At 65.0% G+C, this 25,796-nt stretch carries 25 protein-coding genes; 10 read left to right on the forward strand and 15 right to left on the reverse strand.

Annotated features, from left to right (window positions below):
• The first annotated feature begins 168 nt into the window (after positions 1-168).
• The 7 genes from nirB to RTI28_RS09170 all read left to right on the forward strand — a co-directional run bounded on the left by nirB (position 169) and on the right by RTI28_RS09170 (position 6,567).
• Positions 169-2,727, forward strand: a complete 2,559-nt coding sequence (nirB, locus tag RTI28_RS09140) for a nitrite reductase large subunit NirB (RefSeq protein WP_316920149.1) — start codon at positions 169-171, stop codon at positions 2,725-2,727.
• Complete coding sequence (nirD, locus tag RTI28_RS09145) at positions 2,727-3,086, forward strand: nitrite reductase small subunit NirD (RefSeq protein ID WP_316920150.1); 360 nt, start codon at positions 2,727-2,729, stop codon at positions 3,084-3,086. The genes nirB and nirD overlap by 1 nt, the downstream gene beginning before the upstream one ends.
• Positions 3,087-3,201: 115 nt before the next feature.
• On the forward strand, positions 3,202-4,134 hold the full coding sequence (gene pcaQ / locus RTI28_RS09150; protein WP_316920151.1) for a pca operon transcription factor PcaQ: 933 nt from the start codon (positions 3,202-3,204) through the stop codon (positions 4,132-4,134).
• A gap of 176 nt (positions 4,135-4,310) precedes the next feature.
• Positions 4,311-5,063, forward strand: a complete 753-nt coding sequence (locus RTI28_RS09155) for an FKBP-type peptidyl-prolyl cis-trans isomerase (RefSeq protein WP_316920152.1) — start codon at positions 4,311-4,313, stop codon at positions 5,061-5,063.
• Positions 5,064-5,316: 253 nt separating this feature from the next.
• Positions 5,317-5,757 carry a YkvA family protein gene (locus RTI28_RS09160; RefSeq protein ID WP_316920153.1) on the forward strand — a complete coding sequence of 147 codons (441 nt, stop codon included), beginning with the start codon at positions 5,317-5,319 and terminating at the stop codon, positions 5,755-5,757.
• A 100-nt stretch (positions 5,758-5,857) separates the two neighbouring features.
• Entirely contained in the window at positions 5,858-6,202 is a 345-nt protein-coding gene (locus tag RTI28_RS09165) for a helix-turn-helix transcriptional regulator (RefSeq protein ID WP_316920154.1), read from the forward strand.
• Positions 6,199-6,567 carry a hypothetical protein gene (locus RTI28_RS09170; protein ID WP_316920155.1) on the forward strand — a complete coding sequence of 123 codons (369 nt, stop codon included), beginning with the start codon at positions 6,199-6,201 and terminating at the stop codon, positions 6,565-6,567. Before RTI28_RS09165 ends, RTI28_RS09170 begins: the two co-directional genes overlap by 4 nt.
• A 39-nt stretch (positions 6,568-6,606) precedes the next feature.
• Here RTI28_RS09170 and RTI28_RS09175 read toward each other — a convergent pair whose 3' ends face one another.
• Positions 6,607-8,364 (reverse strand): bifunctional diguanylate cyclase/phosphodiesterase, encoded by a 1,758-nt coding sequence (locus RTI28_RS09175; protein WP_316920156.1) that lies wholly within the window; start codon positions 8,362-8,364, stop codon positions 6,607-6,609.
• A 135-nt stretch (positions 8,365-8,499) separates the two neighbouring features.
• On the reverse strand, positions 8,500-10,581 hold the full coding sequence (locus tag RTI28_RS09180; RefSeq protein ID WP_316920157.1) for a carboxy terminal-processing peptidase: 2,082 nt from the start codon (positions 10,579-10,581) through the stop codon (positions 8,500-8,502).
• 140 nt (positions 10,582-10,721) lie between these two features.
• On the opposite strand from RTI28_RS09180, the gene RTI28_RS09185 reads away from it, so the two are divergent.
• Positions 10,722-11,684, forward strand: coding sequence for an NAD(P)H-quinone oxidoreductase (locus tag RTI28_RS09185; protein ID WP_316920158.1), 963 nt, complete (start codon positions 10,722-10,724; stop codon positions 11,682-11,684).
• A gap of 102 nt (positions 11,685-11,786) precedes the next feature.
• Here the strand turns inward: RTI28_RS09185 and RTI28_RS09190 are convergent, their stop codons facing one another.
• From RTI28_RS09190 to RTI28_RS09215, 6 genes are all read right to left on the reverse strand, one after another.
• On the reverse strand, positions 11,787-12,440 hold the full coding sequence (locus tag RTI28_RS09190) for an HAD family hydrolase (protein WP_042127907.1): 654 nt from the start codon (positions 12,438-12,440) through the stop codon (positions 11,787-11,789).
• A gap of 22 nt (positions 12,441-12,462) precedes the next feature.
• Positions 12,463-13,452, reverse strand: a complete 990-nt coding sequence (locus tag RTI28_RS09195; protein WP_316920159.1) for an ABC transporter ATP-binding protein — start codon at positions 13,450-13,452, stop codon at positions 12,463-12,465.
• 1 nt (position 13,453) lies between these two features.
• Entirely contained in the window at positions 13,454-14,251 is a 798-nt protein-coding gene (locus RTI28_RS09200) for an ABC transporter permease (protein ID WP_316920160.1), read from the reverse strand.
• Positions 14,238-15,080: an ABC transporter permease subunit gene (locus RTI28_RS09205; RefSeq protein WP_316920161.1), complete on the reverse strand. Its 843-nt coding sequence runs from the start codon at positions 15,078-15,080 to the stop codon at positions 14,238-14,240. Before RTI28_RS09205 ends, RTI28_RS09200 begins: the two co-directional genes overlap by 14 nt.
• On the reverse strand, positions 15,077-15,883 hold the full coding sequence (locus RTI28_RS09210) for an alkaline phosphatase family protein (RefSeq protein WP_316920162.1): 807 nt from the start codon (positions 15,881-15,883) through the stop codon (positions 15,077-15,079). The genes RTI28_RS09205 and RTI28_RS09210 overlap by 4 nt, the downstream gene beginning before the upstream one ends.
• Positions 15,884-16,024: 141 nt before the next feature.
• Positions 16,025-17,089, reverse strand: coding sequence for an ABC transporter substrate-binding protein (locus RTI28_RS09215; RefSeq protein ID WP_316920163.1), 1,065 nt, complete (start codon positions 17,087-17,089; stop codon positions 16,025-16,027).
• A gap of 334 nt (positions 17,090-17,423) precedes the next feature.
• Here RTI28_RS09215 and RTI28_RS09220 point away from each other — a divergent pair, with 334 nt between their 5' ends.
• On the forward strand, positions 17,424-18,137 hold the full coding sequence (locus tag RTI28_RS09220; protein ID WP_316920164.1) for a UTRA domain-containing protein: 714 nt from the start codon (positions 17,424-17,426) through the stop codon (positions 18,135-18,137).
• On the opposite strand, the gene RTI28_RS09225 is transcribed toward RTI28_RS09220, so the two are convergent.
• The 7 genes from RTI28_RS09225 to minC all read right to left on the reverse strand — a co-directional run bounded on the left by RTI28_RS09225 (position 18,134) and on the right by minC (position 24,726).
• Positions 18,134-20,275, reverse strand: coding sequence for a mechanosensitive ion channel family protein (locus tag RTI28_RS09225; RefSeq protein ID WP_316920165.1), 2,142 nt, complete (start codon positions 20,273-20,275; stop codon positions 18,134-18,136). The two genes, RTI28_RS09220 and RTI28_RS09225, sit on opposite strands and share 4 nt — an antisense overlap.
• A 47-nt stretch (positions 20,276-20,322) precedes the next feature.
• Positions 20,323-20,487 carry a hypothetical protein gene (locus RTI28_RS09230; protein ID WP_316920166.1) on the reverse strand — a complete coding sequence of 55 codons (165 nt, stop codon included), beginning with the start codon at positions 20,485-20,487 and terminating at the stop codon, positions 20,323-20,325.
• A gap of 122 nt (positions 20,488-20,609) precedes the next feature.
• Complete coding sequence (locus RTI28_RS09235) at positions 20,610-21,899, reverse strand: M18 family aminopeptidase (protein ID WP_316920167.1); 1,290 nt, start codon at positions 21,897-21,899, stop codon at positions 20,610-20,612.
• A gap of 163 nt (positions 21,900-22,062) precedes the next feature.
• A complete protein-coding gene (locus tag RTI28_RS09240) occupies positions 22,063-22,698 on the reverse strand; it encodes an RluA family pseudouridine synthase (RefSeq protein ID WP_316920168.1) in 636 nt (211 codons plus the stop codon).
• Positions 22,699-22,793: 95 nt separating this feature from the next.
• A complete protein-coding gene (minE, locus tag RTI28_RS09245; protein WP_042127924.1) occupies positions 22,794-23,048 on the reverse strand; it encodes a cell division topological specificity factor MinE in 255 nt (84 codons plus the stop codon).
• A 3-nt stretch (positions 23,049-23,051) separates the two neighbouring features.
• On the reverse strand, positions 23,052-23,864 hold the full coding sequence (gene minD, locus RTI28_RS09250; protein ID WP_316920169.1) for a septum site-determining protein MinD: 813 nt from the start codon (positions 23,862-23,864) through the stop codon (positions 23,052-23,054).
• Positions 23,865-23,967: 103 nt separating this feature from the next.
• Complete coding sequence (minC, locus tag RTI28_RS09255; protein ID WP_316920170.1) at positions 23,968-24,726, reverse strand: septum site-determining protein MinC; 759 nt, start codon at positions 24,724-24,726, stop codon at positions 23,968-23,970.
• Between the two features lie 121 nt (positions 24,727-24,847).
• On the opposite strand from minC, the gene RTI28_RS09260 reads away from it, so the two are divergent.
• Positions 24,848-25,774, forward strand: a complete 927-nt coding sequence (locus RTI28_RS09260) for a lipid A biosynthesis lauroyl acyltransferase (protein WP_316920171.1) — start codon at positions 24,848-24,850, stop codon at positions 25,772-25,774.
• The last annotated feature ends 22 nt before the right edge of the window (positions 25,775-25,796 follow it).

The raw sequence follows: 25,796 nt of genomic DNA on the forward strand, positions 1-25,796 counted from the left end.
TTGGCACACTACCTGCTTTTAGCTCTGTACAACGTCCCGGGTGGTCAACGTCGATCACCGTTACGGACCATAACGATCAAGACCAGGCAAAGGCGCCTGGAGCTTCGGCTCCAGGCGCTTTTTTTTGCGTTTTTTCCGGGGTACGCCCCGCACCGTGAGGAACCAGGCATGAACGCCATCGCGTCCATCGAGCAACGAGAAAAGCTGGTAATCGTCGGCAACGGCATGGTCGGCCATCACTGCATCGAGCAACTGATCGAGCGCGGTGCCCTGGCCCGTTTCGAGGTGCGGGTGTTCGGCGAGGAGCGCCAGCGCGCCTACGACCGCGTGCACCTGTCCGAGTACTTCAGTGGCAGCGATGCCGAAGCTCTGGCACTGGGCGAGGCGGGGCTGTATGGCGAACACGGCATCGCCGTGCATCTCGGCGAGGCGGTGCTGGAACTGGATCGCGAGCGCCGCGAAGTAGTCACCGCGCAGGGGCGCTACCCGTACGATCGCCTGATCCTGGCCACCGGCTCCTATCCCTTCGTGCCGCCGATCCAGGGTTCCGAAGGCGCGGCGCGCCTGGTCTACCGCACCCTCGACGATCTCGACGCGATCCGTGCGGCCGCGGCCAATGCCCGCCGCGGCGTGGTGGTGGGTGGCGGACTGCTCGGCCTGGAGGCGGCCAATGCCCTGAAGTCCCTGGGCCTGGAAGCCCATGTGGTGGAATTCGCGCCGCGCCTGATGCCGGTGCAACTGGACGGCGAGGGCGGCGCGGCGTTGCGCGCGCGGATCGAGGCACTGGGCGTCGGCGTGCATCTGGCGCGGGCGACACAGGCCATCGTCGCCGGCGAGGACTACCGCTACCGGATGAATTTCGACGGTGGCGAATTCCTCGAAACCGACCTGATCGTGTTTTCCGCCGGTATCCGTCCGCAGGACGCCCTGGCCCGCGCCAGTGGCCTGGAAGTGGCGGCCCGCGGCGGCGTGGTGATCGATGGCGAGTGCCGCAGCAGCGACCCGCGCATCTATGCCATCGGCGAATGCGCCTCGTGGAATGGCAGCGTGTTCGGCCTGGTCGCGCCGGGTTACGGCATGGCGCGCAACCTTGCCACGGCGCTGGCCGGACAGCCGGCCAACGCTTTCGCCGGGGCGGACATGTCGACCAAGCTCAAGCTGCTCGGCGTCGATGTCGGCTCGATCGGCGATGCCCATGGCGCCACCCCGGGCGCGCGCAGCTATCGCTTCATCGACGAAGCGGGCAACAGCTACCGCCGCCTGGTCCTGGATGCCAGCGGCAAGCGGGTGATCGGCGCGGTGCTGGTGGGCGACAACAGTTACTACGACACCCTGTTGCAGTACGTGCAGAACGCCATCGCCGTGCCCGCCGATCCGGCCGCGCTGATCCTCCCGCAAGGCGGCGGTGCGCCGGCCCTGGGCGCCGATGCCCTGCCGGACAGCGCGACCATCTGCTCCTGCCACAACGTCAGCAAGGGCGCAGTGTGCGCCGCCATCGACAGCGGTTGTGGCGATCTTGCCGCGGTGAAGAGCTGCACCAAGGCGGCGACCGGTTGCGGCGGTTGCGCGGCCTTGCTCAAGCAGGTCTTCGAACACGAACTGACCGCCCGCGGCGTCAGCGTCGACAAGAGCCTGTGCGAGCACTTCGCCTACACCCGCCAGGAGCTCTACGCGCTGGTGCGGGTCGAGGGTATCCGCAACTTCGACGAACTGCTGGCCAAGCACGGCAAGGGCCATATCGGTTGCGCCATCTGCAAGCCCACCGTCGGCTCGATCCTCGCCTCGTGCTGGAACCAGCCGATCATGGACCCGTCGCTGGTGCCGCTGCAGGACACCAACGACACCTTCATGGCCAACATGCAGAAGAACGGCACCTACTCGGTGGTGCCACGGATTCCCGGCGGGGAGATCACCCCGGAGAAGCTCATCGTCATCGGCGAGGTGGCGAAGAAATACGACCTCTACACCAAGATCACCGGCGGCCAGCGCATCGACCTGTTCGGCGCGCAGCTGCACGAATTGCCGCTGATCTGGGAAGAGCTGATCGCCGCCGGTTTCGAGACCGGACATGCCTACGGCAAGTCGACGCGCACGGTGAAGTCCTGCGTCGGCAGCACCTGGTGCCGCTACGGCGTACAGGACAGCGTGAAGATGGCCCTGCTCCTGGAAGATCGCTACAAGGGCCTGCGTTCGCCGCACAAGCTCAAGTTCGCCGTGTCGGGCTGCACCCGCGAATGCGCCGAGGCGCAGAGCAAGGATATCGGCGTGATCGCCACCGAGAAGGGCTGGAACCTGTACATCTGCGGCAACGGCGGTATGCGTCCGCGCCACGCCGAACTGTTCGCCACCGACCTCGACGACGCCACCCTGGTGCGCCTGATCGACCGCGTGCTGATGTTCTACATCCGCACCGCCGACAAGCTGCAGCGCACCTCGGTCTGGCGTGAAAGCCTGGAGGGCGGGCTGGACTACCTCAAGCAGGTGATCATCGACGACAGCCTGGGCCTTGGCGCCGAGCTGGAAGCGCAGATGCAGCATGTGGTCGAGCGCTACGAATGCGAATGGGCCAACGCCCTCAAGGACCCGGAAAAGCTCAAGCGCTTCCGGACCTTCGTCAACGACCATCGGGCCGATCCGGGCGTGCATTTCGTCCGCGAGCGCGGCCAGCGCCGACCGATCGCGGCGGCGGAACTCCATTTGATCCCGACCACCGAGGAGGTGCTCTGATGAACCTGTCGAATGCTGCTGTGAAATCGTCCCGGGAGTGGACGCCGGTGTGTGCCGAAGCCGATCTGGTGGCGCAATCCGGGGTGGTGGTCTGGCATGACGGCGCGCAGGTCGCGCTGTTCCATGTGCCGGGGGCGGAGACCGAGCTGTATGCCGTGGACAACCACGACCCGCGCTCGGGCGCCAATGTGATCGGCCGCGGCCTGATCGGCAGCCTGCAGGGTGAACTGGTGGTCGCCGCGCCGCTGTACAAGCAGCATTTCCGCCTGCGCGACGGGCGCTGCCTGGAGGACGAAGGGCAGGCGCTGCGGGTCTGGCCGGTGCGCTTGCATGAGGGGCGGGTCGAGATCGGTCTGTAGTTCTTTTGGGGCTGCTTTGCAGCCCTTCGCGAGCAAGCTCCCACAACTGTCTGTGGGAGCGAGCTTGCTCGCGAAGGGCCGCAAAGCGGCCCCAATACGGATAAACTTCCCCCCCATGAACCTCGACACCCGCATCAAATTCCGCCACCTGCTGTGCTTTCTCGAAATCGCCCGCCAGGGCAGTTTCGCCAAGGCCGCGGATGCCGTGGCGATCAGCCAGCCGGCGATCTCCAAGACCCTCAAGGAACTCGAGGATCTGCTGCAGACCCGTCTGTTCGAACGCAGCAAGCAGGGCGTCGAGCTGACCCCTGCCGGGGTGCGCTTCATGCGCTACGCCGGTCCCTGCGTGCAGGCCCTGCGCGAAGGTGTGAGCACCCTGCGCGGGGAGGAGCACGCGCCACCGCAGGTGCGCGTCGGCGTGCTGTCGACCGTGGAAAGCCTGCTGATGCCGGAAGTCATCCGCCGCCTGCATCAGCGCCACGCGGCCCTGGTGGTCAGCGTCGCCACCGGGCCCAGTGCCCATCTGCTGGCGCAACTGCATGTCGGCGAACTGGACCTGGTGATCGGGCGCATGACCGACAGTCCGCAGATCCAGGGCCTGCTGTTCGAACACCTGTACAGCGAGTCGATGTCGCTGGTGGTGCGCCCGGGCCATCCGCTCTTGCAGAGCCTGCCCCTGGAGCGCGCGCGGCTGGCCGACTACCCGCTGGTCCTGCCCCTGGCCGGAACCACCATCCGCAAGCATGCCGACAGCCTGTTCGTGCAGTGCGCCATCGAACAGCCGCGACAGCGCCTGGAAACCCTGTCGCCGGCCCTCAGCCGGCGCTATGTGCAGGGCAGCGATGCGGTCTGGGTGGCGCCGCGCGACGCGGTGCGGGTCGACCTCGATCGCGGCGAACTGCACGAGCTGGACCTGGGGGTCAGGGAGCCGGGCGGTTCTGTCGGCATCTGCAGCAACGCCGCCTTGCCATCACCGTTGCCGGCGCAGTGGCTGTGCGAAGTGTTGCGTGAAGTGGCGGCGCAATACCGCGATGGCGACTACCCTTGAACGCGGTTGCGACGTCCATGCTGGCCCTGTGCCGTAAGTGCGCATGAAGAACTGTTCATATTGCTGAACTTCCGGGACTTTTCTCGTTCTTATTGCCGGTAGCCATTGGTCGTGGCCGCCTGATATTCTCGCGGCTTTATTCGATTGCCCCTTTGGCGGATGAACAAGGAAATAGCATGAAACAGCATCGGTTGGCGGCTGCGGTTGCCCTGGTTAGCCTGGTCCTGGCGGGTTGCGATTCGCAGACCAGCGTCGAGCTGAAAACCCCGGCACAGAAGGCCTCCTACGGTATCGGCCTGAACATGGGCAAGAGCCTGGCTCAGGAAGGCATGGACGATCTCGATTCCAAGGCTGTCGCCCAGGGCATCGAAGACGCCATCGGCAAGAAGGAGCAGCGCATCAAGGACGAGGAGCTGATCGAAGCCTTCGCCTCGCTGCAGAAGCGCGCTGAAGAGCGCCTGACCAAGCTGAGCGAAGAATCCGCCGCGGCCGGCAAGAAATTCCTCGAGGAAAACGGCAAGAAGCCTGGTGTGGTCACCACCGCTTCCGGCCTGCAGTACGAAGTCGTGAAGAAGGCCGAGGGCGTTCAGCCCAAGCCGACCGACGTGGTCACCGTTCACTACGAAGGCAAGCTGATCGACGGCAAGGTCTTCGACAGCTCCGTCGAGCGCGGCGCGCCGATCGACCTGCCGGTCAGCGGCGTGATTCCGGGCTGGGTCGAAGGCCTGCAACTGATGCACGTGGGCGAGAAGGTCAAGCTGTTCATCCCGGCCGACCTGGCCTACGGCGCCCAGAGCCCGAGCCCGATGATCCCGGCCAACTCGGTCCTGGTCTTCGACCTGGAACTGCTGGGCATCAAGGACGTCTCCAAGCTCGAAGTTCCTGAGCTGGACGCCGCTCCGGCCAAAGAGGCAGCCCCGGCCAAGTAATCTGGCTGTCGCTGTTGTCCAACGCCCCGTAACCACGGGGCGTTGTCGTTTTTGTGGCAGGGCGCGATGCTGTGTGACAGTGTTCACGGATCCTTCCGCTAGACGATTGCGCAATGAAACAAGTGTGTAAAAAACGCCCGATTCGACCCCGGCCCTTGTCTGCCGGGAGCCCCGGGCTCGAAACGAAGCTCTGTTCACAAGGTTATCCACAATTAATGTGGATAACCTTCCTGGCACCGCTGATGGAGGTCACATGAAAGCACCGTGGAATTTCGCCCGCTTCCTGCCTCTCGCCGAACGTCTGCTCAGCCGTGGCCGGCTGCCGGCGCTGCTGTTCGCCGTGGCGCGCAAGGGCCCGCGCCTGGGGCAACTGAAGGAAGACGTGCGTCTGCTGCAGGCCCTGTGCGTGGCCTGGTGGCGCGGCGAATACCGGGAGATCAGCCCCAAGGCGCTGGTGACCATCGTTGCCGGCCTGCTGTATTTCGTCAGCCCGCTGGACGCGATTCCGGACTGGTTGCTGGGCGTCGGCCTGCTGGATGACATCGCCGTGCTCGGCTGGGTACTGAAGACCGTCGGCGACGAACTGGAGGCGTTTCGCGCCTGGCGCCAGCGTCAGTCGCCGGAAAAGCTGCGGGTGGTGGAGCGTCTGCCGGATACCCCCGAAGCCCTGCGCCTGGAGCAAAATCGCGGCTGACGAGCGCGGCGTGCTGCAATTCCCCTGTTGGCTGGTAATATTATTGGCATAACGATTATGCCTACAGATTACATGCGAGAAGTCCGACAAGGGGGTTGTAATGGCTATTCAGGTTATCAGCCGAGATGGTCAACCCGAGTACGCGGTTGTTCCCTGGGATCAATATCAGGCGTTACTCAAGGCGGCGGGCCAACCGGAGGCGGTTGCCGCCAGCGTAGACAGCAGCACTTCAGCCTCTTCCACTCCGGCCAGCGCGCCAGCCTTCAGCGAGCTGGCCGCGTTGCGTCAGGCCAAGGGCCTGGCGGCCGAGCAACTGGCGCGCAAGGTCGGGATCAGCCCGGCCTATCTGGCGATGATCGAAAGTGGCGAGCGCCAGCCTGACTCGGCGATTCGTCGCAGCCTGGCCTGGGAGCTGGGCCTGCCGGGCTGGAGCGATGCGTCATGAGCGCCGTACGGATCAGCCGTCAGCATTGGGAAGGGCTGCTCGGCGAGCTGGATGTCGCCCGCCGGCAGCGCCACCTGCTGACCTACCGTGCGTTGCTGGAGCGCCTGCAGTTGCCCAGCCCGGCGATGCAGACCCTGACCGCCGCCCTGGAGTACCTGGCGCTGCTCGATGCCCGTGCCGAGCAGCCGTTGCGCAGCTCGCTGGTGATCAGCCAGGGCGCGAGTCGCTTGCCGCGCACCGGCTTCTTCGAGTGCGTCGAGCGCCTGGGACGTTTTTCCGGGCCGTCGGATGGCATGGCGGCGGCTTCCTGGCACGCCTCGGAGGTGGTGCGGGTGTTCGAGTTCAGTTATCCCGAAGAAGACTGAGACTTCGACGGCCTCTGCGCTTGCCAGCGCTGAGGCCCGTCAGGCCGCCGCGGTATCGATCAGGTACACGCTGGCCCCGGCCACTTCCTTGGCATGGTGCTTGGCCTGCGAGGCCATGTCCGCCAGTTGCCCCGCATCTAGTTGCGCGCACGCTTCCGGGTGCAGTTGCACCACGCCGATCGACAGCGACAGCAACGGAAACTCCTGGCGCTGGCCCAAGCGGTTGTGGGCAATGAAGCAGCCCGCCTCCAGGTGTTCGCTGCGGTAGAAGCGCCGGCACTGCTTGTGGAACGCCTCCAGCAGCACGTTCAGGCGCTGCTGCCAGTCCTGCGAACCGAGCACCAGCATGAAATCGTCGCCGCCGATATGCCCGACGAAGTCGCGGCTCGGATCGACCCGCTCGCTCAGGCACTGCGCCAGGCACAGCAGGACTTCGTCGCCCCGGGCGTAACCGTAGATATCGTTGAAGGGCTTGAAGCTGTCGATGTCGACATAGCAGATCACCGCCCGGCGCTGCTGTTGCAGCAGGCGCGCCAGGCACTGCTGGATCGGCACGTTGCCAGGCAGCAGGGTCAGCGGGTTGGCGTAGCGCGCCTGCTGGATCTTCTGTTCGGTGATCAGCTTGAGCACATCGATCACCCGGCCCAGGCCGACATAGCGACCCTGGTGGGTAATGATGAAATCCTCCTCGATACGTTGCCGCGCGCGGCTGGTGAGGAGGCGGCTGACGGTCTGCAGGGACTGGCTCAGCTCGACGGCGAGGAAGTCGTCGCTCATCAGCCGGCTGATCGGCTTGCGCGCGAACAGGTCAGTGGCGAACGGCTTGAGCAGGGCATCGGAGAGCGAATGGCGATGCACGATGCCGCACGGCCGTTCCTGCTCGTCCAGCACCGCCAGGGAGTTGAGGTTGGCCTGGCGGCGGAAGGCTTCCAGCACCAGCGGTGTGGCGGTATCGCCGGTGACCGCCGGTTGTTCGATGAGCAGGGCGCCGAGATCGGACACCTCCTCGGCCAGCACCGGCAGGCTGGTAAGGACCGGGCCCGGCAGCAGGTGCGTGATGTCCTGCGGCGGATGCTCCTGCGGACGGCAGAGCAGGTAGCCCTGGACCAGGTCCACGCCCATCTCGGTCAGTACCGTCAGTTCCTCGGCCAGCTCGATGCCCTCGGCGATCACCTGGGCGCGGGACGCCTTGGCGATCTGCAGGATGGAGCCGACGAACTCGCGCTTGACCGCATCGAGATGGATGCCATCGATGAAGTGGCGGTCGATCTTCACGTAGTCCGGGCGCAGCTCCGACCACAGGCGCAGGCTGGAGTAGCCCGCGCCGAGGTCGTCCAGGGCAATCGAGAAGCCCATGTCGCGATAGTGGTGCAGGGCGTTGTAGAGCAGCTGGAAGTCGTCGGTGGGGGTCTGCTCGGTCAGCTCGATGACCACCTGGCTGGCCGGAATACCGAGGTGCTGGAGGAGCTTGAGGGTCTGCCCGGACTGGTACTGCGGCTCGAGCAGCGACTCGGGCGAGACGTTGAGGAACAGCTTGCCATCCAGCTGCTGCTGGCTGAACCGGCGGCAGGCGCTTTCCCGGCAGGCGATTTCCAGCTCGGTCAGGCGCCCGGCGTGGCGGGCCACGGCGAACAGGTTGATCGGTGAATGCAGCGGGCTGTTGGACGGGCCGCGGCTCAGCGCTTCATAGCCGAGAATGCGCCGTTCGGAAAGGCAGACGATAGGCTGGAACAGGCTGTGCAAGCCGCCTTGAGTCAGGATGGAACTCAATGCGCTGAGCTGTTCGGTCATGGTCATATCGCGACTACCTTGAAAAAAAAGGGACTGAACGCCGGCAGCGTTCAGTCCCTTATTTCACGACAGTTTGATGACTGTTTAATGACGCAATGCCATCACTCCATGGTATTTCGCCATTATCGATTCAGCGAGTTTTCAGTGTTTGGCCACCGCCGAATTCAGGCTCAGGTAGTCCAGCAGGATGCGTCCGGTCTCGCTCAGGTAGGCATCGTCCTCCGGTTTGCTGTCATCCGGTTCGGCGGGGATCGCGTCCTCGTCTTCCTTCTTCAGCTCCTTCAGCGGTTCCTCGCCCTTGGCCTTGCGCCGGATGTTCTCCAGCGCCAGTTGCTGGCCTTCGATATCAGTGTGCTGGGCGCGGCGTTCCTGCTCGTTGAGGCTGACGGTCTTCTCGCTCATCAGCTTCTGGGTCAGGGCCAGGCGATCGCGGATGTAGACGAACTCCGCGTCCTTGGCGCTGCGCGTGTCATGGCGTTCCTTGAGCTGTGCGAGGAACGGTTTGAACGGATCGCTGGCCGGTTTGATCGCCGCGCGGATGGTGTCCCATGGCATGGCTTCGGGCAGGGCGCTTTCGCCGATTTCCTTGGTGTCGATGATCGACGGGTAGTCGATGTCCGGCAGCACGCCCTGGTGCTGGGTGCTCTGCCCGGAAACCCGGTAGAACTTGGCCAGGGTCAGTTTCAACTCGCCGTGGTTGAGCGGCTGGATGGTCTGCACGGTACCTTTGCCGAAGGTCTGGCCGCCGATGATCAGGGCGCGGTGATAGTCCTGCATGGCACCGGCGAAGATCTCCGACGCCGAGGCGGACAGGCGGTTCACCAGCAAGGCCAGCGGGCCCTTGTAGAAGGCGCCGGTGTTTTCGTCTTCCAGTACATCGACGCGGCCATCGCTGTTGCGCACCAGTACGGTCGGGCCCTTGTCGATGAACAGGCTGGTCAGCTCGGTGGCTTCCTGCAGGGAACCGCCGCCGTTGTTGCGCAGGTCGATGACCACGCCGTCGACTTTTTCCTTCTGCAGCTCGGTGAGCAGTTTCTTCACGTCGCGGGTGGTGCTCTTGTAGTCCGGATCGCCGGCACGGTAGGCCTTGAAGTCCAGGTAGAAGGCCGGGATCTCGATGATGCCGAGCTTGTAGTCGCGACCGTCCTGCTTGAGGTTGAGCACGGATTTCTTCGCTGCCTGCTCTTCGAGCTTGACCGCTTCGCGGGTGATCGACACCACCTTGCTGGTCTGGTCGTTCGGCGCGTTGCTCGCCGGGATCACTTCGAGGCGCACCACCGAGCCTTTCGGACCGCGGATCAGCTTGACCACTTCGTCCAGGCGCCAGCCGATCACGTCGACCATTTCCTTGTCGCCCTGGGCGACACCGATGATCTTGTCGGCGGGGGCGACCTGCTTGGTCTTGGCTGCCGGGCCGGCCGGCACCAGGCGGACGATCTTGACCTGGTCGTTGTCGCTCTGCAGCACCGCGCCGATACCTTCCAGCGACAGGCTCATGTTGATGTCGAAGTTTTCCGCGTTGTCCGGCGACAGGTAGTTGGTGTGCGGGTCGTAGGACTGGGCGAAGGTGTTGATGTAGGCCTGGAAGATGTCTTCCGAGCGGGTCTGGTCCAGGCGCGCCAGCTGGTTCTTGTAGCGCTTGGTCAGGAGTTCCTGGATGGCCTTGGGTTCCTTGCCGGCGATCTTCAGGCGCAGGACCTCGTCCTTCAGGCGCTTGCGCCAGAGGTCGTCGAGTTCGGCGCCGGTCTTGATCCAGGGGGCGTCCTTGCGGTCCACCAGCAGCGTTTCACGGGCATTGAAGTCGATCTTGTCGACGCCCTTGTTCAGCTCGGCGAGGGTGAAGTCGAGGCGCGATTTCACCCGGTCCAGGTAGCGCTTGTAGATATCGAAGCCGGGCTGCAGGTTGCCGCTCTTGAGGAAATCGTCGAACTGGGTCTTCCACTTGTCGAACTCGGCGATGTCGCTGGCCAGGAAATAACTGCGCGCCGGATCCAGCAGCTTGATGTAGCTGTCGTAGATGATGACCGAACGTGCATCGTTCAGCGGCGGCTTGCTGTAGTGATGGCGCTTGAGCAGCTCGACCACGTTGAGACTGGCGACCACCTGATCGCGATCCGGCTGCAGCGATTCCCAGCTGTTGGCCGCCAGTGCCGTGCCCGCGAAGGGCAGGCTGGCGAGGCCGATCAGCAGGGCGAGGGCGGTGGACGGAATAAAGTGCTTCATGCCGATTCGACGCAGGGGCAATTGATAACGCATAGTGGGCCGTCTTTGATTCGCCGGTTCCAGAAGATCCGGTCGCATAATGCAAAAAGCCTGGCGCTACAAGCGCCAGGCTCGGTCTTGACATCAACTATGGAGGCACTGTGAAGGCATTGCAAGGCGTTGACGGACATGTGGAGTGGGTTGAGGCGCCAAGCCCGGCCTGCGATGTAGGTCAAGTGCGGATTCGTGTTGCCGCCGCCGGCCTCAACCGTGCCGACCTGCTGCAGCGCGCGGGGCTCTACCCGCCGCCGCCGGGTGCCAGCGAATACCTGGGGCTGGAATGTTCCGGGGTGATCGTCGAGGTGGGCGCCGGTGCGTCCTGGCAGGTGGGTGACCGGGTCTGCGCGCTGCTCGCTGGCGGCGGCATGGCCGAGGAAGTGGTGGTCGATGGCCGTCACGTGTTGCCGGTGCCGGAAGGCCTGAGCCTGCACGAGGCGGCGGCGCTGCCGGAGGTGTATGCCACGGCCTGGCTCAATCTGTTCCAGCTGGGCGGTCTGCGGCCCGGTGAGAAGGTGCTGCTGCACGCCGGGGCCAGTGGCGTCGGGTCGGCGGGTATCCAGCTGTGCAAGGCCTTCGGCAGCCCGTGCTGGGTCAGCGTCGGCTCGGCCGATCGCCTGGCCTACTGCGAGGCGCTGGGGGCCAGCGGTGGCGTGGTGCGTGGCGACGACCTGGAGGCGCTGAACGATTTCGCCCCGTTCGATGTGGTGCTCGATCCGGTGGGCGCCAACTATGCCGCGTTGAACCTCAAGCTGCTGGGTCGGGACGGGCGCTGGGTGATCATCGGCCTGATGGGCGGGCGCAAGGCGGATCTGGATCTGGCGTTGCTGCTGGGCAAGCGGATCCAGCTGACCGGATCGACGCTGCGCAACCGTGACGACCAGTTCAAGGCGGATCTGCTCCGCGACCTGCATCAGCAGGTCTGGCCGTTGTTCAGCGAGGGCCGGTTGAAGGCGCAACTGGTGGGCAGCTACCCGGTGGCGGATGCGCAGTCGGCCTTCGAGGAACTGGCGGGGAACCAGGTTTCCGGGAAGCTGGTGCTGGTGGTCGATCCGACCCTGGTTTAGGCATTTGGGGCCGCGTTGCGACCCTTCGCTACAGGCAACTCAGATTTCCTGTAGGAGCGAGGCTTGCCCGCGAAGGACCGCAACGCGGTCCCCGAAACCACCTCAGGTCCAGGCCAGGATCGGCCAGCCATTCTTCTCGGCATGCTCGCGCAACACCGGATCCGGGTTCACCACATGCGGGTGATCCACCTTCAACAGCAGCGGCAGGTCGTTGCGCGAGTCGGAGTAGAAACTCGCCCCTTCCAGGTTTTCCTCTTCCTGATCCAGCCACTCCAGCAAGCGGGTGATCTTGCCCTCGCGGTAGGTCAGCACGCCTTGCGTACGGCCGGTATAGACGCCATTGGCCACTTCCAGGTCGATCGCCAGGAATTCATCGATCCCCAGTCGCGCCGCGATGGGCCCGACCAGGTGATTGCCCGAGGCCGAGATCACCAGGATCCGGTCGCCCTGCCGACGGTGCTCGGCAATCACCCGGCAGGCATCGCTGAAAATGATCGGCTCGATGAAGTCTTCCACCCACGGCTCCACCAGATGTTCGACTTCCTCCGGCGTGCGCCCGGCCACGGGCTCCAGGCTGAAGGCCATGTAGTCCTCCATGGCCAGGTGGCCCTTGCCGTACGCCTCCATCAGTTCATGGTCGCGGCGCAGGAACGAGGGGCCGTCGACCCAGCCCAGGCGGGCCATCTGCTCGCTCCACAGCGAAGCGCAGTCGCCGTGGATCAGGGTTTCGTCGAGATCGAAGATCGCTAAAGCCATTCAAGAAAACTCCCATGCATCCCTAGGCGACTTCGCGCAGGGCAGTTGGATCGATCGACAAGGATACCCGTTGTCCGTCCGGATAGAGATCGGCGGACGAGCGGTTGAGCACGTCCACCAGCAGTTCGACGCCCCGGGCCTCGACCCGGTAGCGAATGATGTTGCCGAGCAGGCTGTGGCTGCGCACCTGGCCCTCCAGCGCGCCGTCCAGGCTCAGGGCGATGGCTTCCGGGCGGATCGCCAGGCGAGCGTTCACCGGACGCTGCAGCAGGCGGCTGGCGCTCTCGGCGTCGAGCAGGTTGTAGTTGCCGATGAAGCCGGCGGCGAAGGCGTCCACCGGCGCGGTGTAGAGCGTCTCGGCGTCGCCGCTCTGGACGATCTTGCCCTCGTTCATCAGGAAGATGCGGTCGGACATCGTCAGTGCTTCTTCCTGGTCATGGGTGACGAACACCGTGGTCAGGCCCAGTTCGCGCTGGATGCCGCGAATCTGCTCGCGCAGGTGCTTGCGAATGCGCGCGTCGAGCGCCGACAGCGGCTCGTCGAGCAGCAGCAGGCGCGGGCGGGTCACCAGCGAGCGGGCCAGGGCCACGCGCTGGCATTGACCACCGGACAGCTGGTGCGGGTAGCGCCCGGCGAAGTCCTGCAGCTCGACCATGCGCAGGACTTCGTCGACGCGGCTCCGGCTGTCCTGGCCGGTGACCTTCTGCATACGCAGGCCGAAGGCGACGTTCTGCGCCACGGTCATGTTGGGGAACAGCGCATAGCTCTGGAACACCATGCCGATCCCGCGCTTCTGCGGGCTCTGCGGCACCAGGTCGTGGCCGTCGAGCAGGATCTGGCCGCTGTCCACCGGGGTCAGCCCGGCGATGCAGCGCAGCAGGGTCGACTTGCCGCAGCCGGAGGGGCCGAGCAGGGTGATGAATTCGCCGCGGGCGATGGTGAAGTTGATGTCCTTGAACACCGGGCTGCCGGCGTAGGTCTTTTCCAGGTTCTGGATGCTGACGAAGCTCATATCAGGTCTTGTCCTTGTTCAGGCGGTTGGCTGCCCAGGTCAGCACCAGTACGAAGAGGAAGTAGGAAATCACCAGGGCGCTGTTGAAGTGGCCACTGCTGTTGCGCATGTTGTTGAGGTACACCTGCAGGGTCTCGTAGCGGGTGCCCACCAGCAGGTTGGCGAAGACGAATTCGCCGAAGAGGAACGAGAACGACAGCAGCAAGGCCACCATCAGGCCCTTGCGCAGGTTCGGCAGGACCACCAGGAACGCCGCCTGCCAGGTGCTGGCGCCGAGCAGTTGGGCGGCGTCCATCAGGTCGCGCAGGTTGATCGCCTGGAGGTTGTTGGTGATCGCCCGGTACATGAACGGCAGGGCCACAGTGAAATAGCAGCCGATCAGGATCCACGGCGTGCCGACCATGGCCATCGGCCCGGAGCCATAGAGTTGCAACAGGCCCACCGAGGACACCACCGGCGGCACCGCGAAGGGCAGCAGGATGAGGATGTTCATCAGCCCGTCGAGCTTCGGAAAGTGGTAATGCACGACGAACAGCAGCGGCAGGATCAGCAGCACCGACAACAGCAGGGCACCGACGCAGACCAGCAGCGACTGGGCGAAGGCGGTGAGGAAGCGCGGATCGCTCCACAGCGCCAGGTACCACTTGAAGGTCAGGCCGCTGGGCAGCAGGCTCGCCGACCAGCTGGTGGCCAGGGAGTAGAGCAGGGTGCCGGCCAGTGGCAGGAGCAGGATCAGGAACAGCACCCAGACCACCAGGCGGTGGTAGAGGGCACTGCGGCCAGGTTCAGCGCGCGACATGGTAGCTCCTCTTCAGCAGCCATTGGTGGACCAGGGTCACCAGGGTCATCAGTCCGACCAGGATGATCGCCAGGGCGCTGGCCAGGTTCGGGTCCAGGGAAATGTCGCCGGCCACCAGGGCGGCGATGCGGATCGGCAGCACGTTGAAGTTGCCGGTGGTCAGGGCATACACCGTGGCATAGGCGCCGAGGGCGTTGGCCAGGAGGATGACGAAGGTGCCGAGCAGCGCCGGGGTCAGCACCGGCAGGCCGATATGCCGCCAGTACTGCCAGGCATTGGCGCCAAGCAGCGCGGCGGACTCGCGCCAGTCTTCGCGCAGGGCGTCGAAGGCTGGGTAGAGCAGGAGCACGCCGAGCGGGATCTGGAAGTAGGTGTAGAGGATGATCAACCCGGTCTTGGAATACAGGTTGAAATCCTCGATCAGCCCGGCCTGCTTCAGGGCCATGGTCAGCGCGCCGTTGAAGCCCAGCAGGATGATGAAGGCGAACGCCAGCGGCACCCCGGAGAAGTTGCTGGTCATGTTGGCGAAGGCGTTGACGAAGTCACGCAGGCGCGAATCGACTCGCTGCAGCGAGTAGCTGCCGAGCACGGCGATGAAGATGCCGAACAGGCTCGACCAGAAACTGATCTCCAGGCTGTGCTGGATCGCCTGGCGATAGAACTTCGAGGCGAAGATCTTGCTGAAGTTGTCCAGGCCCCAGCCGCTTTCGGCCTGCAGGCTGTGGATCGCCACCCAGGCCAGCGGGGCGATCTGGAAGATGATGAAGAACACGGCGAAGGGCAGCAGGCACAGCAGCGCCAGCCACTTGCCACGAGACAGCGGATTCACGAGAGCAGCTCCCGGCAGACGGGTTTGTCATGGGCGACCCCGAGCAACTGGCAGATGGTGCCGCACAGTTCGGTTTGCTGGGGTTTGGCGTTGGGGTCGAGGCTGAAGCCGTCGCCGAAGACGAACAGCGGCACGTCGCGCTCCTCCGGCAGCAGGCCGTTGTGCGAACGGTCGTTGTTCATGCCGTGGTCGGCGGTCACCAGCACCTGGTAGCCCTCGGCGAGCCAGGTGGCCAGGTAGTTGGCGAGCAGGATGTCGGCCGAGCGCGCGCTGTTGCGGTACTGGCTGCTGTCCAGGCCGTGGCGGTGGCCGGCATCGTCGATGTTCATCGGGTGCACCAGGAGGAAGCCGGGTCGGTACTTGCGCCGCAGGTACTCGGCGTCGGCGAACAGGTGTGAGTCCGGGTAGTGGTCGGCGTAGTAGAACAGGCCGTGCTGGATCGGCAGCTTCGGCGTGTGGGTGTGGCGGTCGCGGACCGGATCGAAGGGCGTGCGGTTGTACAGTTCGCTGACCCAGTGATAGGCCGCCGCGGCCGTATTCACGCCACCTTCGCGGGCGTAGTGGAAGATGCTGCGCTGGTTGGACAGGCGCGACACCTGGTTGTGCACGATGCCGCTGTCGATGGGCGGCACGCCGGTGAGGATGCATTCGTACAGCGGCCGCGACAGGGCCGGCAGTTCGCATTCGAGGCGGTACAGCGCGGCGCGGTCGGCTTCGACGTAGGCGTGCAGGTGGCCCATGGCGTGGTGGGCGACCTGGTGGTTGAGGCCGTCTAGGAGGACCAGGATGACGTTGTGCTTCATGTTGCGGGCTCCGGGGCCGGGTGGGACGGGGACCGCTGTGCGGTCCTTCGCGAGCAAGCTCGCTCCCACAAGGCCAGGTCAGCGCTGTTCCTTTGGGAGCGAGCTTGCTCGCGAAGGGCCGCGCAGCGGCCCTGGAACCACTTATTCCATCTCGATGATCACTTGCTCCTGCCACTTCTGCGGCAGGGCCTTGGAGGTGGCCTCCCAGGCCGCGGCGTCCTTGATCGGCTGGGCCGCGCGGTACTGCTCGTTCGGCAGCAGCCTGGCCTGCACCTCGGCCGGCAGCTTCAGGTGCTCGGCGCGGATCGGACGGGCGTGACCGATCGCCAGGTTGGTCTGGCCGGCGTCGCTGAAGATGTATTCGCGGGTCAGCTTGGCGGCGTTCGGGTGCTTGGCGTACTTGTTGATGATGGTGGTGTAGCCGGAGATTACCGAGCCATCGGACGGAATCAGCACTTCGAAGCGATTCGGATCGATCTGCTGGCGATAGCTCAGGCCGTTGAAGTCCCAGACCACGCCGACTTCCACTTCACCCTTTTCCAGGGTCTGGATGGTCGGGTTGGCGAGCGACAGGCGCTTCTGCTGGGCCAGCTTGGTGAACAGCTGCAGGCCCGGCTCGATGTTCTTCTCGTCGCCCTTGTAGGCGATCGCCGCGGCCAGCACGCCGTTGGCGGCCTGGGCGGCAGTGCCGACGTCACCGATGGCAACCTTGTACTTGCCCTTTTCCAGGTCATGCCAGGTTTTCGGGATGTCGGCTTCCTTCACCAGTTGCTTGTTGACGATGAAGGCGATGGTGCCGGTATAGGCCAGGGCCCAGTGACCGTCTTGGTCCTTGGCCCAGTCCGGGACCTGGTCCCAGGTGCTCGGCTTGTACGGCTGGGTCACGCCCTTGGCCACCGCGATCGGCCCGAAGGCGGCGCCGACGTCACCGATATCGGCGCTGGCGTTGTCCTTCTCGGCGTCGAACTTGGCCACTTCCTGGGCCGAGCTCATGTCGGTGTCCATGTGCTTGAGGCCGTACTTACTGGCGAGGTCGGCCCAGGTGCCTTTCCAGTTGGCCCAGGCATCGGGCATGCCGACGCTGTTCACGGTGCCTTCCTTGCGGGCGGCGTCTTCCAGGGCTTTGAGGTCGGTGTCGGCGGCGAACGCCGTGTGCGACAGGGCAATGCTCGCGCCTAACAGAGAGGCCAGGAAAAGCTGTTTCATCCGAAGCTCCTTAATGGGTGCCTTGCACAACGTGAGAGGTTGGGGCGTGCTGCGTTTCGGTTGGTCTAGGTCAGCAATACCTGAGCCAAGGTAGGCGTGTTGCGTGACAGTTTGATGTCGGGAAATGTGTCGACTGACCTTGGCAATACAGCGTAGACCACGGCAAGAACCCCGCCTGCCGGGGCTTTCAACGTGACCGAAGGCAACCGTTCGGCACCACTGTCATCTGTGTTTCATCTGCATTGCCTAAGCTCATGGGGTTTTTCCGGCACGGCATTTGCGCACCATTGCGGTACGTATGCGAGGCTGGACTAGTCCAGACAGGAAGCCTTTGATGCACGCACTGCCGACCCGCGCGGTTACAGCGATCTGCCATGCCTTGCAGGAGCAGATCGAACACGGCCTGCTCCCGCCGGGAAGCAAGCTGCCCGCCGAACGCAAGCTCAGCGATGTGTTCGACACCACCCGCATCACCCTGCGCGAAGCGCTGGTGCAACTGGAGGCCCAGGGCCTGATCTATCGCGAGGAGCGGCGCGGCTGGTTCGTCGCGCCCGAGCGGCTGACCTATGACCTGATCGAGCGCAGCCATTTCCACGCCATGGTCCGCGATCAGGGGCGCGTCCCCGCCACCGAACTGCTGTCGGCGCGCCTGCAGCCGGCTGCCGCGGCGATCTGCGCGCGCCTGCGCTTGCCGGCGCTGTCCAGCGTGATCCAGATCTGCCGCCTGCGCCGCATCGACGGGCGCGCGGTGCTGTATGCCGAGCACTACCTGAATCCGGAGTACTTTCCCGGCATCCTCGAGCACGATCTTGGCCAGTCGCTGACCGAGATCTATGCCTGCCACTACGGCATTCACTACGGGCGGGTATGTTTCGAGATTCTGCCGACCGCCTTGCCGGCCGCCGCGGCGTCGGCGCTGAAGGTGTCGCCGGGGAGTGCCGGGCTGCATATCACCCGGGTCAACAGCGATCAGAACGGACGCCTGATCGACTGCGACCTGGAGTACTGGCGCCACGATGCGATCCGCATCCGCGCCGACGCGGGCTAGTCCTTGGCGGTGCCGCCGGCGGAGGTCAGCACCTGCACCGAAAGCCGGGGCGTGGCCAGGTCCAGGCCGGCCTCGTCGAGCTGACGCTTGAGCGCCAGGTTGAACGCGCGGGAGACCTCCCACTGCTTGATCGGCGCGGTCTTGAAGCGCGCGCGCAGTACCGCCGAGCCGGATTCGAAACTTTCCACCCCCTGAAACTCCAGCGGCGACCAGATATTGCGGCGCTGCAACGGATCGGTGCGCATCTTCTGGCCGACGTCCCGCACCAGGGCGATGGCCTGGTCGATGTTCATGCTGTGGGGGATGGCGATGCGGAAGATCGCGTAGCCGAACTCGCGGGAGTAGTTCTTGATGCTCTTGATCTCGCTGAACGGGATGGTGTGGACGATGCCGTCGATGTCGCGCAGGCGCACGGTACGGATGGTCAGGCCCTCGACGGTGCCCAGGTGGCCGCCGACATCGACGTAGTCGTCGATGGCCAGGGAGTCCTCGATGATGATGAACAGGCCGGTGATCAGGTCGGCCACCAGCGACTGCGCGCCGAAGCCGATGGCCAGGCCGATGACGCCGGCACCAGCCAGCAGCGGGGTGACGTTCATGCCCATGTTCGCCAGGGCGACGATCAGGGCGATGATGGCGATCGCCACGAACAGCACGTTGCGGATCAGCGGCATCATGGTCTGCGCCCGGGCGTTGGCCAGGCCCTTGCGCGAGCGGGTCAGGGCGTGGTGCACGGCGGTGTCGGCGAGGATCCACACCAGCCAGGCGACGATCAGGGTACCGGCCAGGCCAGCCAGGCGCATCGCCACCTCATGTCCCTCGCCCTCGGCGAAGGTGATCAGGGAAAGGCCCCAGACCCGCAGCCCCATTTCGATGAACAGCAGCCAGATGGTCAGGTGCACCAGGGTGTAGCCGAAGCTGCGCAGGCGTTCCGCATACACCGCCTGGCGCCGGTTGGCGCGCCGTGGCTTGAGCGCGTGGCGGCGCACCAGGCCGTTGATCACCATGCACAGGATCACCAGCACCGTGCACATCAGCGACTGGCGCAGGGCGGTGCTGGTATCGCCGGCGGAAACGAAGGTGGCGAACAGGGAAATGCCCACCAGCACCAGCGCCGGCAGGAACCAGAAGCTGCCGAGCACTTCGATGGTGTCGCTCAGCGCACGGCGCTTGAGGCGCTGGGCCAGCGGCTGGTTGCGGATCAGGTGGGCGATCGGGCGGCGGAAGCGCAGGATGAACAGCGCGGTGGACAGCGCCGCGAGGACATTGGCCAGGGTCGCCAGGGCGTGGGCCAGGTGGGTGCCGAGGGCCAGGTACAGGCGCGGATCGTTCATCGCCTCGCCGAAGGCGGCGAAGCTGCCGATCAGCCACAGCGGGCGGAAAGCCTGGTGGCGGAGGATGTGCAGGGCGCGGTGGCGGTGCGGGCCGTCGAGCAGGGAAAAGGCGATGACGCAGATGGCCGAGAAGCAGGTACCGACCACCAGCGCATAGGCCAGGACCATGGCCATGGATTTGCCCAGCGACGACGGCAGGGCGAAGCTCAGGTACACGGTGATCACCAGCGCCACCAGCCAGGGGCCGAGCTTGCGCAGGGCGAAACGCACCAGGTCCCAGGTGCGTGGGTGCTGGGGCAATTCCTCGGTCAGGCCGAACTTCAGCCGCAGGCGGTGGCTGGCCCAGTTCAGCGCATACGCCAGCAGGCTCCACAGGGCGATGATGGCGATGAAACCGAACAGCAGGCCCGGCAACTGCTGGACCGGAACCTTGAGCGCGGCCAGTTCGATCTGTGCCAGTTCCATCTCGTCGGACCAGCGCTTGAACGGGCTGGCCTCGCCGCTGAACTGCTTTTCCAGCTCAGCGAGGGTGCCGCCGATCAGGCCCAGCACCCCTTGTTCCGGCTCCGGCTGGGCCTTGCGGGTGCTGTCGCGGAGTTTCTTCAGGTCGTTCAGCAGGCGCGTGCGCTGCTGGTCGTTTTCCAGGGTGGTGATGACTTCGTCGAGGGACTTGCCCAGCGGCTCGGTAGCCTGGGGCTGGGCCGGGGTGCCGCCGAGCAGGCTCGGCAGGCCCGCGGCCTGGGCTTGGGCGACAGCGCCGCAGAGAAACACCAGGAAGGTGAGAACACGCAGGAAAGCAGGCACCGGACGATCGACCTCGAACACTTGATCGGCGCAGTGTAGAGCATTTCTCAGGCGAGTTTTTCCAGGATCTTCCACACCATGATGCCGAGGATCGACAGCATGCCGAGCCACATCATCAGCACCCCGGAGTTGCGCTCGCGGTTGCTGAAGCCGATGGTCAGCAGGATCAGGCCGGCGAGCACCGGAAGGAACATCGATTGAAATGCGGACATGCGCAAGGTCCTTCTTTTTCCTCGGAAACGTCAGGCAAGAGCATAGGCGTAAAACAAGCGAAGCGGCTTGATCGGCATCACGGGTCGGGGAAAAGGGCTGCAAAGCAGCCCCAAAACCTGGCTTACGGCAGCTCGCGGCTGCAATAGAAGGCGGTGAGGACCTTGACCAGGTGCGCGAGGTCCTGGCTGCCGCACAGCTCGCGGATCGAGTGCATGGCGAAGGTCGGCAGGCCGATATCGACGGTGCGCACGCCCAGGTGGCTGGCGGTGATCGGGCCGATGGTCGAGCCGCAGCCCATGTCGCTGCGCACCACGAAGCTCTGCACCGGCACTTCCTCGGCCATGCACAGGTGGCGGAAGAAGCCGGCGGTTTCGCTGTTGGTGGCGTAGCGCTGGTTGTTGTTGACCTTGATCACCGGGCCGGCGTTGAGCTTGGGACCGTGGTTGCCGTCGTGCTTGTCGGCGTAGTTGGGGTGCACGCCGTGGGCGTTGTCCGCCGAGACCAGTAGCGAGCGCTGGATGGTGCGGACGAATTCGTCGCCGTCCGGCAGCAGGCGGCGCAGGGTCTGCTCCAGCATCGGGCCATCGGCACCGCAGGCCGAGCAGGAGCCGACTTCCTCGTGGTCGTTGCACACCAGCACGCAGGTCTCGTCGCTGTCGGCATTGAGCAGCGCCTGCAGGCCGGCGAAGCAGGACAGCAGGTTGTCCAGGCGCGCACCGGCGATGAACTCGCCGTGCAGGCCGACCAGGGCGGCGTCCTGGGTATCGTAGAAGCTCAGTTCGTAATCCAGCACCACGTCGGCATTGAGGCCGTGTTCGCGGGCCAGTTGCTCGGTGAGCAGGGCGCGGAAGTCGGCGCGCTCGTCACCGGCGACCTGGGCCAGGATCGGTGGCAGTTCGGTCTGCGGGTTGATCGCCCAGCCTTCGTTGGCGCTGCGGTTGAGGTGGATCGCCAGGTTGGGGATCACCGCGATCGGCAGCTTGAAGTCCACCAGTGCGCTTTCCACCTTGCCGTCGCGACGGAAGGTGACGCGCCCGGCCAGGGACAGGTCGCGGTCGAACCAGGGGGCGAGCAGGGCGCCGCCGTAGACTTCCACACCCAGTTGCCAGAAACCGTGGCGTTGCAGCTCGGGCTGCGGCTTGACCCGCAGGCACGGGCTGTCGGTGTGGGCGCCGACCAGGCGGATGCCGTCGAGCAGCGGCGAATGGCGGCCGAGCTTGATGGCGATGATCGAGGAGTCGTTGCGGGTCAGGTAGTAGCGGCCACCGGGCGCCGTGGCCCAGCTGTCGCGCTCGTCCAGGCGCTGGTAGCCGGCGGCCTCGAGGCGCTTGGCCAGGCTCGCGGTGGCGTGGAAGGGCGTGGGGGAGGCTTTGAGGAATTCAATCAGGCCGTGGTTCAGGGCGTCGCGCATAGGTCACTCCAGACAGCAGTGGGCGCGAGTTTAGCGCAGATGCGCACGGCTTTGGCACCGTGTTGAGCCTATCGCGGGCAACGCCCGCTCCCACAGGTTCTGTGGTGCATGGGGTACCTGTAGGAGCGGGCGTTGCCCGCGATAGGGGCGCCGCGGTTCCGGATCAGAACGGCGCCGGGCACTCGAACTTCAGGCGCTCGCCCGTCACCGGATGGGTGAAGCCCAGCATCGAGGCATGCAGGCACAGCCGCTCATGGGCTGCCAGCGCCTGCGGATTGGCGTATAGCCGATCCCCGAGCAACGGATGCCCGATCGACAGCATGTGCACGCGCAACTGATGCGAGCGCCCGGTGATCGGCGTCAGCTCGACCCGGCAGTAGTCGCCACAGCGCTCGACGATGCGCCAGAAGGTCAACGCATGCTTGCCCTGCTCATGATCCACGACGTGCCGCGGCTTGGTCGGCGGGTCGTAGCGCAGCGGCAGGTCGATGCTGCCGCTGTCGAGGGCCGGTTGGCCCCAGCACAGCGCGGTGTAGGCCTTTTCGGTCTCGCGGTCGTGGAACTGCCGCGACAGCTCGCGGTGGCTGTCGGCATTGCGGGCGAGAAGAATGATCCCCGAGGTTTCCCAGTCCAGGCGATGGACGATCAGGGCATCGGGATAGCCGTTTTCCTGCAGGCGGGTGATCAGGCAATCCTTGTTGTCGTCGGCCCGGCCGGGCACGGAGAGCAGCAGGGTCGGCTTGTTGACCACCAGGATGGCCTCATCCTCGTGCAGGATGTGAACGTTGGACAGCGGCATTGCGGGTTCTCTGCAAACGCCAACGGCGACGGCCGGACCCGAGGTTTTGCAGCCCGGGCCCGGCGGTCGCCGTGGCAGGTTACCGTAACCGCCGATCAGCGGTCGGGCAGGGTGATGTTGAGTTCGAGAATCGAGCAGCTGCCCTGGTTCTCCAGCGCCACCTGCACGTCATCGTTGCCGATGTTGACGTACTTGCGGATCACTTCCAGCAGTTCCTGCTGCAGGGCCGGCAGGTAGTCCGGGGTGCTGCGTTGTCCGCGCTCGTGCGCCACGATGATCTGTAGACGCTCTTTCGCAACCGACGCGGAACTCTGTTTTTTGCTGGCACGAAAGAAGTCAAAAAGGTTCATGGGTCAATTGCCTCCAAACAGGCGCTCGAAGAATCCCTTCTTCTGTGCGTCGATGAACCGCAGGTCCACGGTCTTGCCCAGCAGGCGGTCGACGGTGTCGCTGTACGCCTGGCCGGCATCGCTCTGGTCGTCGAGGATGACCGGAACGCCCTGGTTGGAAGCCTTGAGTACCGCCTGGGATTCGGGAATGACACCCAGCAGCGCGATCGAGAGGATTTCCTTGACGTCGTCGACGCCGAGCATCTCGCCCTTGCTCACGCGCTCGGGGTGGTAACGGGTGATCAGCAGGTGTTCCTTGATCGGGTCTTCGTTCTGCTCGGCGCGGCGCGACTTGCTGGCCAGCAGGCCGAGCATGCGGTCGGAGTCGCGAACCGAGGAGACTTCCGGGTTGGTCACGACGATGGCTTCGTCGGCGAAGTACATCGCCAGGTGCGCGCCCTTCTCGATACCGGCCGGGGAGTCGCAGACCACGAAGTCGAAGTCTTTCTTCAGTTCCATCAGCACGCGCTCGACGCCTTCCTGGGTCAGGGCGTCCTTGTCGCGGGTCTGGCTGGCGGCCAGCACGTACAGGTTCTCGAGGCGCTTGTCCTTGATCAGGGCCTGCTGCAGGTTGGCTTCGTTGTTGACCACGTTGACGAAGTCGTACACCACGCGGCGTTCGCAGCCCATGATCAGGTCGAGGTTACGCAGGCCGACGTCGAAGTCGACGATGACAGTCTTGTGCCCGCGCAGCGCGAGGCCGGTACCGATGGCGGCACTGGTGGTGGTCTTGCCCACACCACCCTTGCCGGAAGTAACCACGAGAATCTTGGCCAAGGTGTATCACCCCTAAAAATGATGAAAATGGACACGTGGTCCCAAAAATGCAAAAAACGGCAACTAACTGACTAAGTTGCGCGGAAAATGGCGGCAGTATCCGTTAAAGGCGGGTGATGTTCAACACGTCACCGGACAGGCTGACCTGCACCCCGGCACCCCACAGCGGATCGCGGCGCAGGTCTTCGGAGACCTTGTACTGCCCGGCGATCGACACCAGTTCGGCGGTCATCTGCTGGCAGAAGATCCGCGCCCTGGTATTGCCTTTTATGCCAGCGAGGGCGCGTCCGCGCATTGGCCCGTACACATGGATATTGCCATCGGCGAGAAGTTCCGCGCCCGGGCTGACCGCGGACACTACTACCAGATCGCCACCCTGAGCATAGATCTGTTGGCCACCGCGTACAGGCGAGGTGATGATCTTCGTTGGCCGCACCGTTGGCTCAGGCGGTGGAGGCGGTGGCGCCGGGGCGGGTTCGGGCTTTTTCACGGGTTCCGCTTCCACCGGGTCCACCGGCCGCTCGCGGGCCCCGGACGGTGGCAGCACCGGCAGGTCGATGGCGATGGCGGCGGCGATGTCCTCGATGCGGCTGGCGCGGATCGCCAGGGTGCGCAGGCCATGCTGGCGGCAGACGCGCATCATGCCCGGCAGGTCGACCGAGCCTTCGCCGGCCGGCAGCTTGTCCAGCGCCAGCACCAGTGGCGTGTTGCTGAAGAAGTTCGGCGCCTGGGCCACCTTGGCCGCCAGTTGCCTGTCGAGTCCTTCGAGGTCGTTCCGGGCAAGCTCCAGCACGGTGATGGCGAGCATGCTGCCCTTGAGCTGGAACACGGGGGCTTGGTCTGGCGTCTGGCTTTGGCTCATGGTCTGCGTCGAGGCGGCTTTGTTGCGAAAAGTGCCCAGACTTATAACGAGAACGCCGGTTAGCCGCAACCCGCGCCGAACCGTTGTAGAATGCCCGGCCTTTTTCTTTCCGGAATCTTGAATGGATCGCCCGCGTTTTCGTCCTTATTTCCTGCACCCGCGTTTCTGGCCGCTGTGGCTGGGACTCGGCCTGCTCTGGCTGATCGTGCAGCTGCCGTACCCGGTTTTGCTGGGGATCGGCCGCGCCCTCGGTGCGCTCATGTACCGTGTGGCCGGAGCCCGGCGGGCGATCGCGGCGCGCAACCTGGAGCTGTGTTTCCCCGAACTGCCGTCCGTCGAGCGGACCCGCCTGCTCAAGGAAAACTTCGCCTCCACCGGCATCGCCTTCTTCGAAATGGCCATGAGCTGGTGGTGGCCCAAGGCCCGCCTGGCGCGCCTGGCGCACATCGAAGGGCTGGAGCATCTGCAGGCGGCGCAACGTGATGGCCAGGGTGCCATCTTGATGGCCCTGCACTTCACCACCCTGGAGATCGGTGCCGCGCTGCTCGGCCAGCAACACACCATCGACGGCATGTACCGCGAGCACAAGAATGCGCTGTTCGACTGGGTCCAGCGCCGCGGTCGCGAGCGCCACAACCTCGATTCGCTGGCGGTGGAGCGCGAGGACGTGCGCGGCATGCTCAAGCTGCTGCGTGCCGGGCGCGCCATCTGGTACGCGCCGGACCAGGACTACGGCGCCAAGCAGAGCCTGTTCGTGCCGCTGTTCGGCATCCAGGCGGCGACGGTCACCGCCACCACCAAGTTCGCCCGCCTGGGCAAGGCGCGGGTGATTCCCTTCACCCAGGAGCGCCTGGCCGACGGCAGCGGTTATCGCCTGGTGATCCATCCGCCGCTGCAGGACTTCCCGGGGGAAACCGAGGAAGCCGACTGCCTGCGCATCAATCAGTGGATCGAGCAGGCACTGCGCGAATGCCCCGAGCAGTACCTGTGGGCACACCGGCGCTTCAAGTCGCGTCCGCCCGGAGAGCCGAAGCTGTACACGCGGTAGGCACTTCATCTTCATTCCAGGG

The sequence above is a fragment of the Pseudomonas sp. zfem002 genome, from assembly GCF_032621685.1.
Classification (GTDB): Bacteria; Pseudomonadota; Gammaproteobacteria; order Pseudomonadales; family Pseudomonadaceae; genus Aquipseudomonas; species Aquipseudomonas japonica.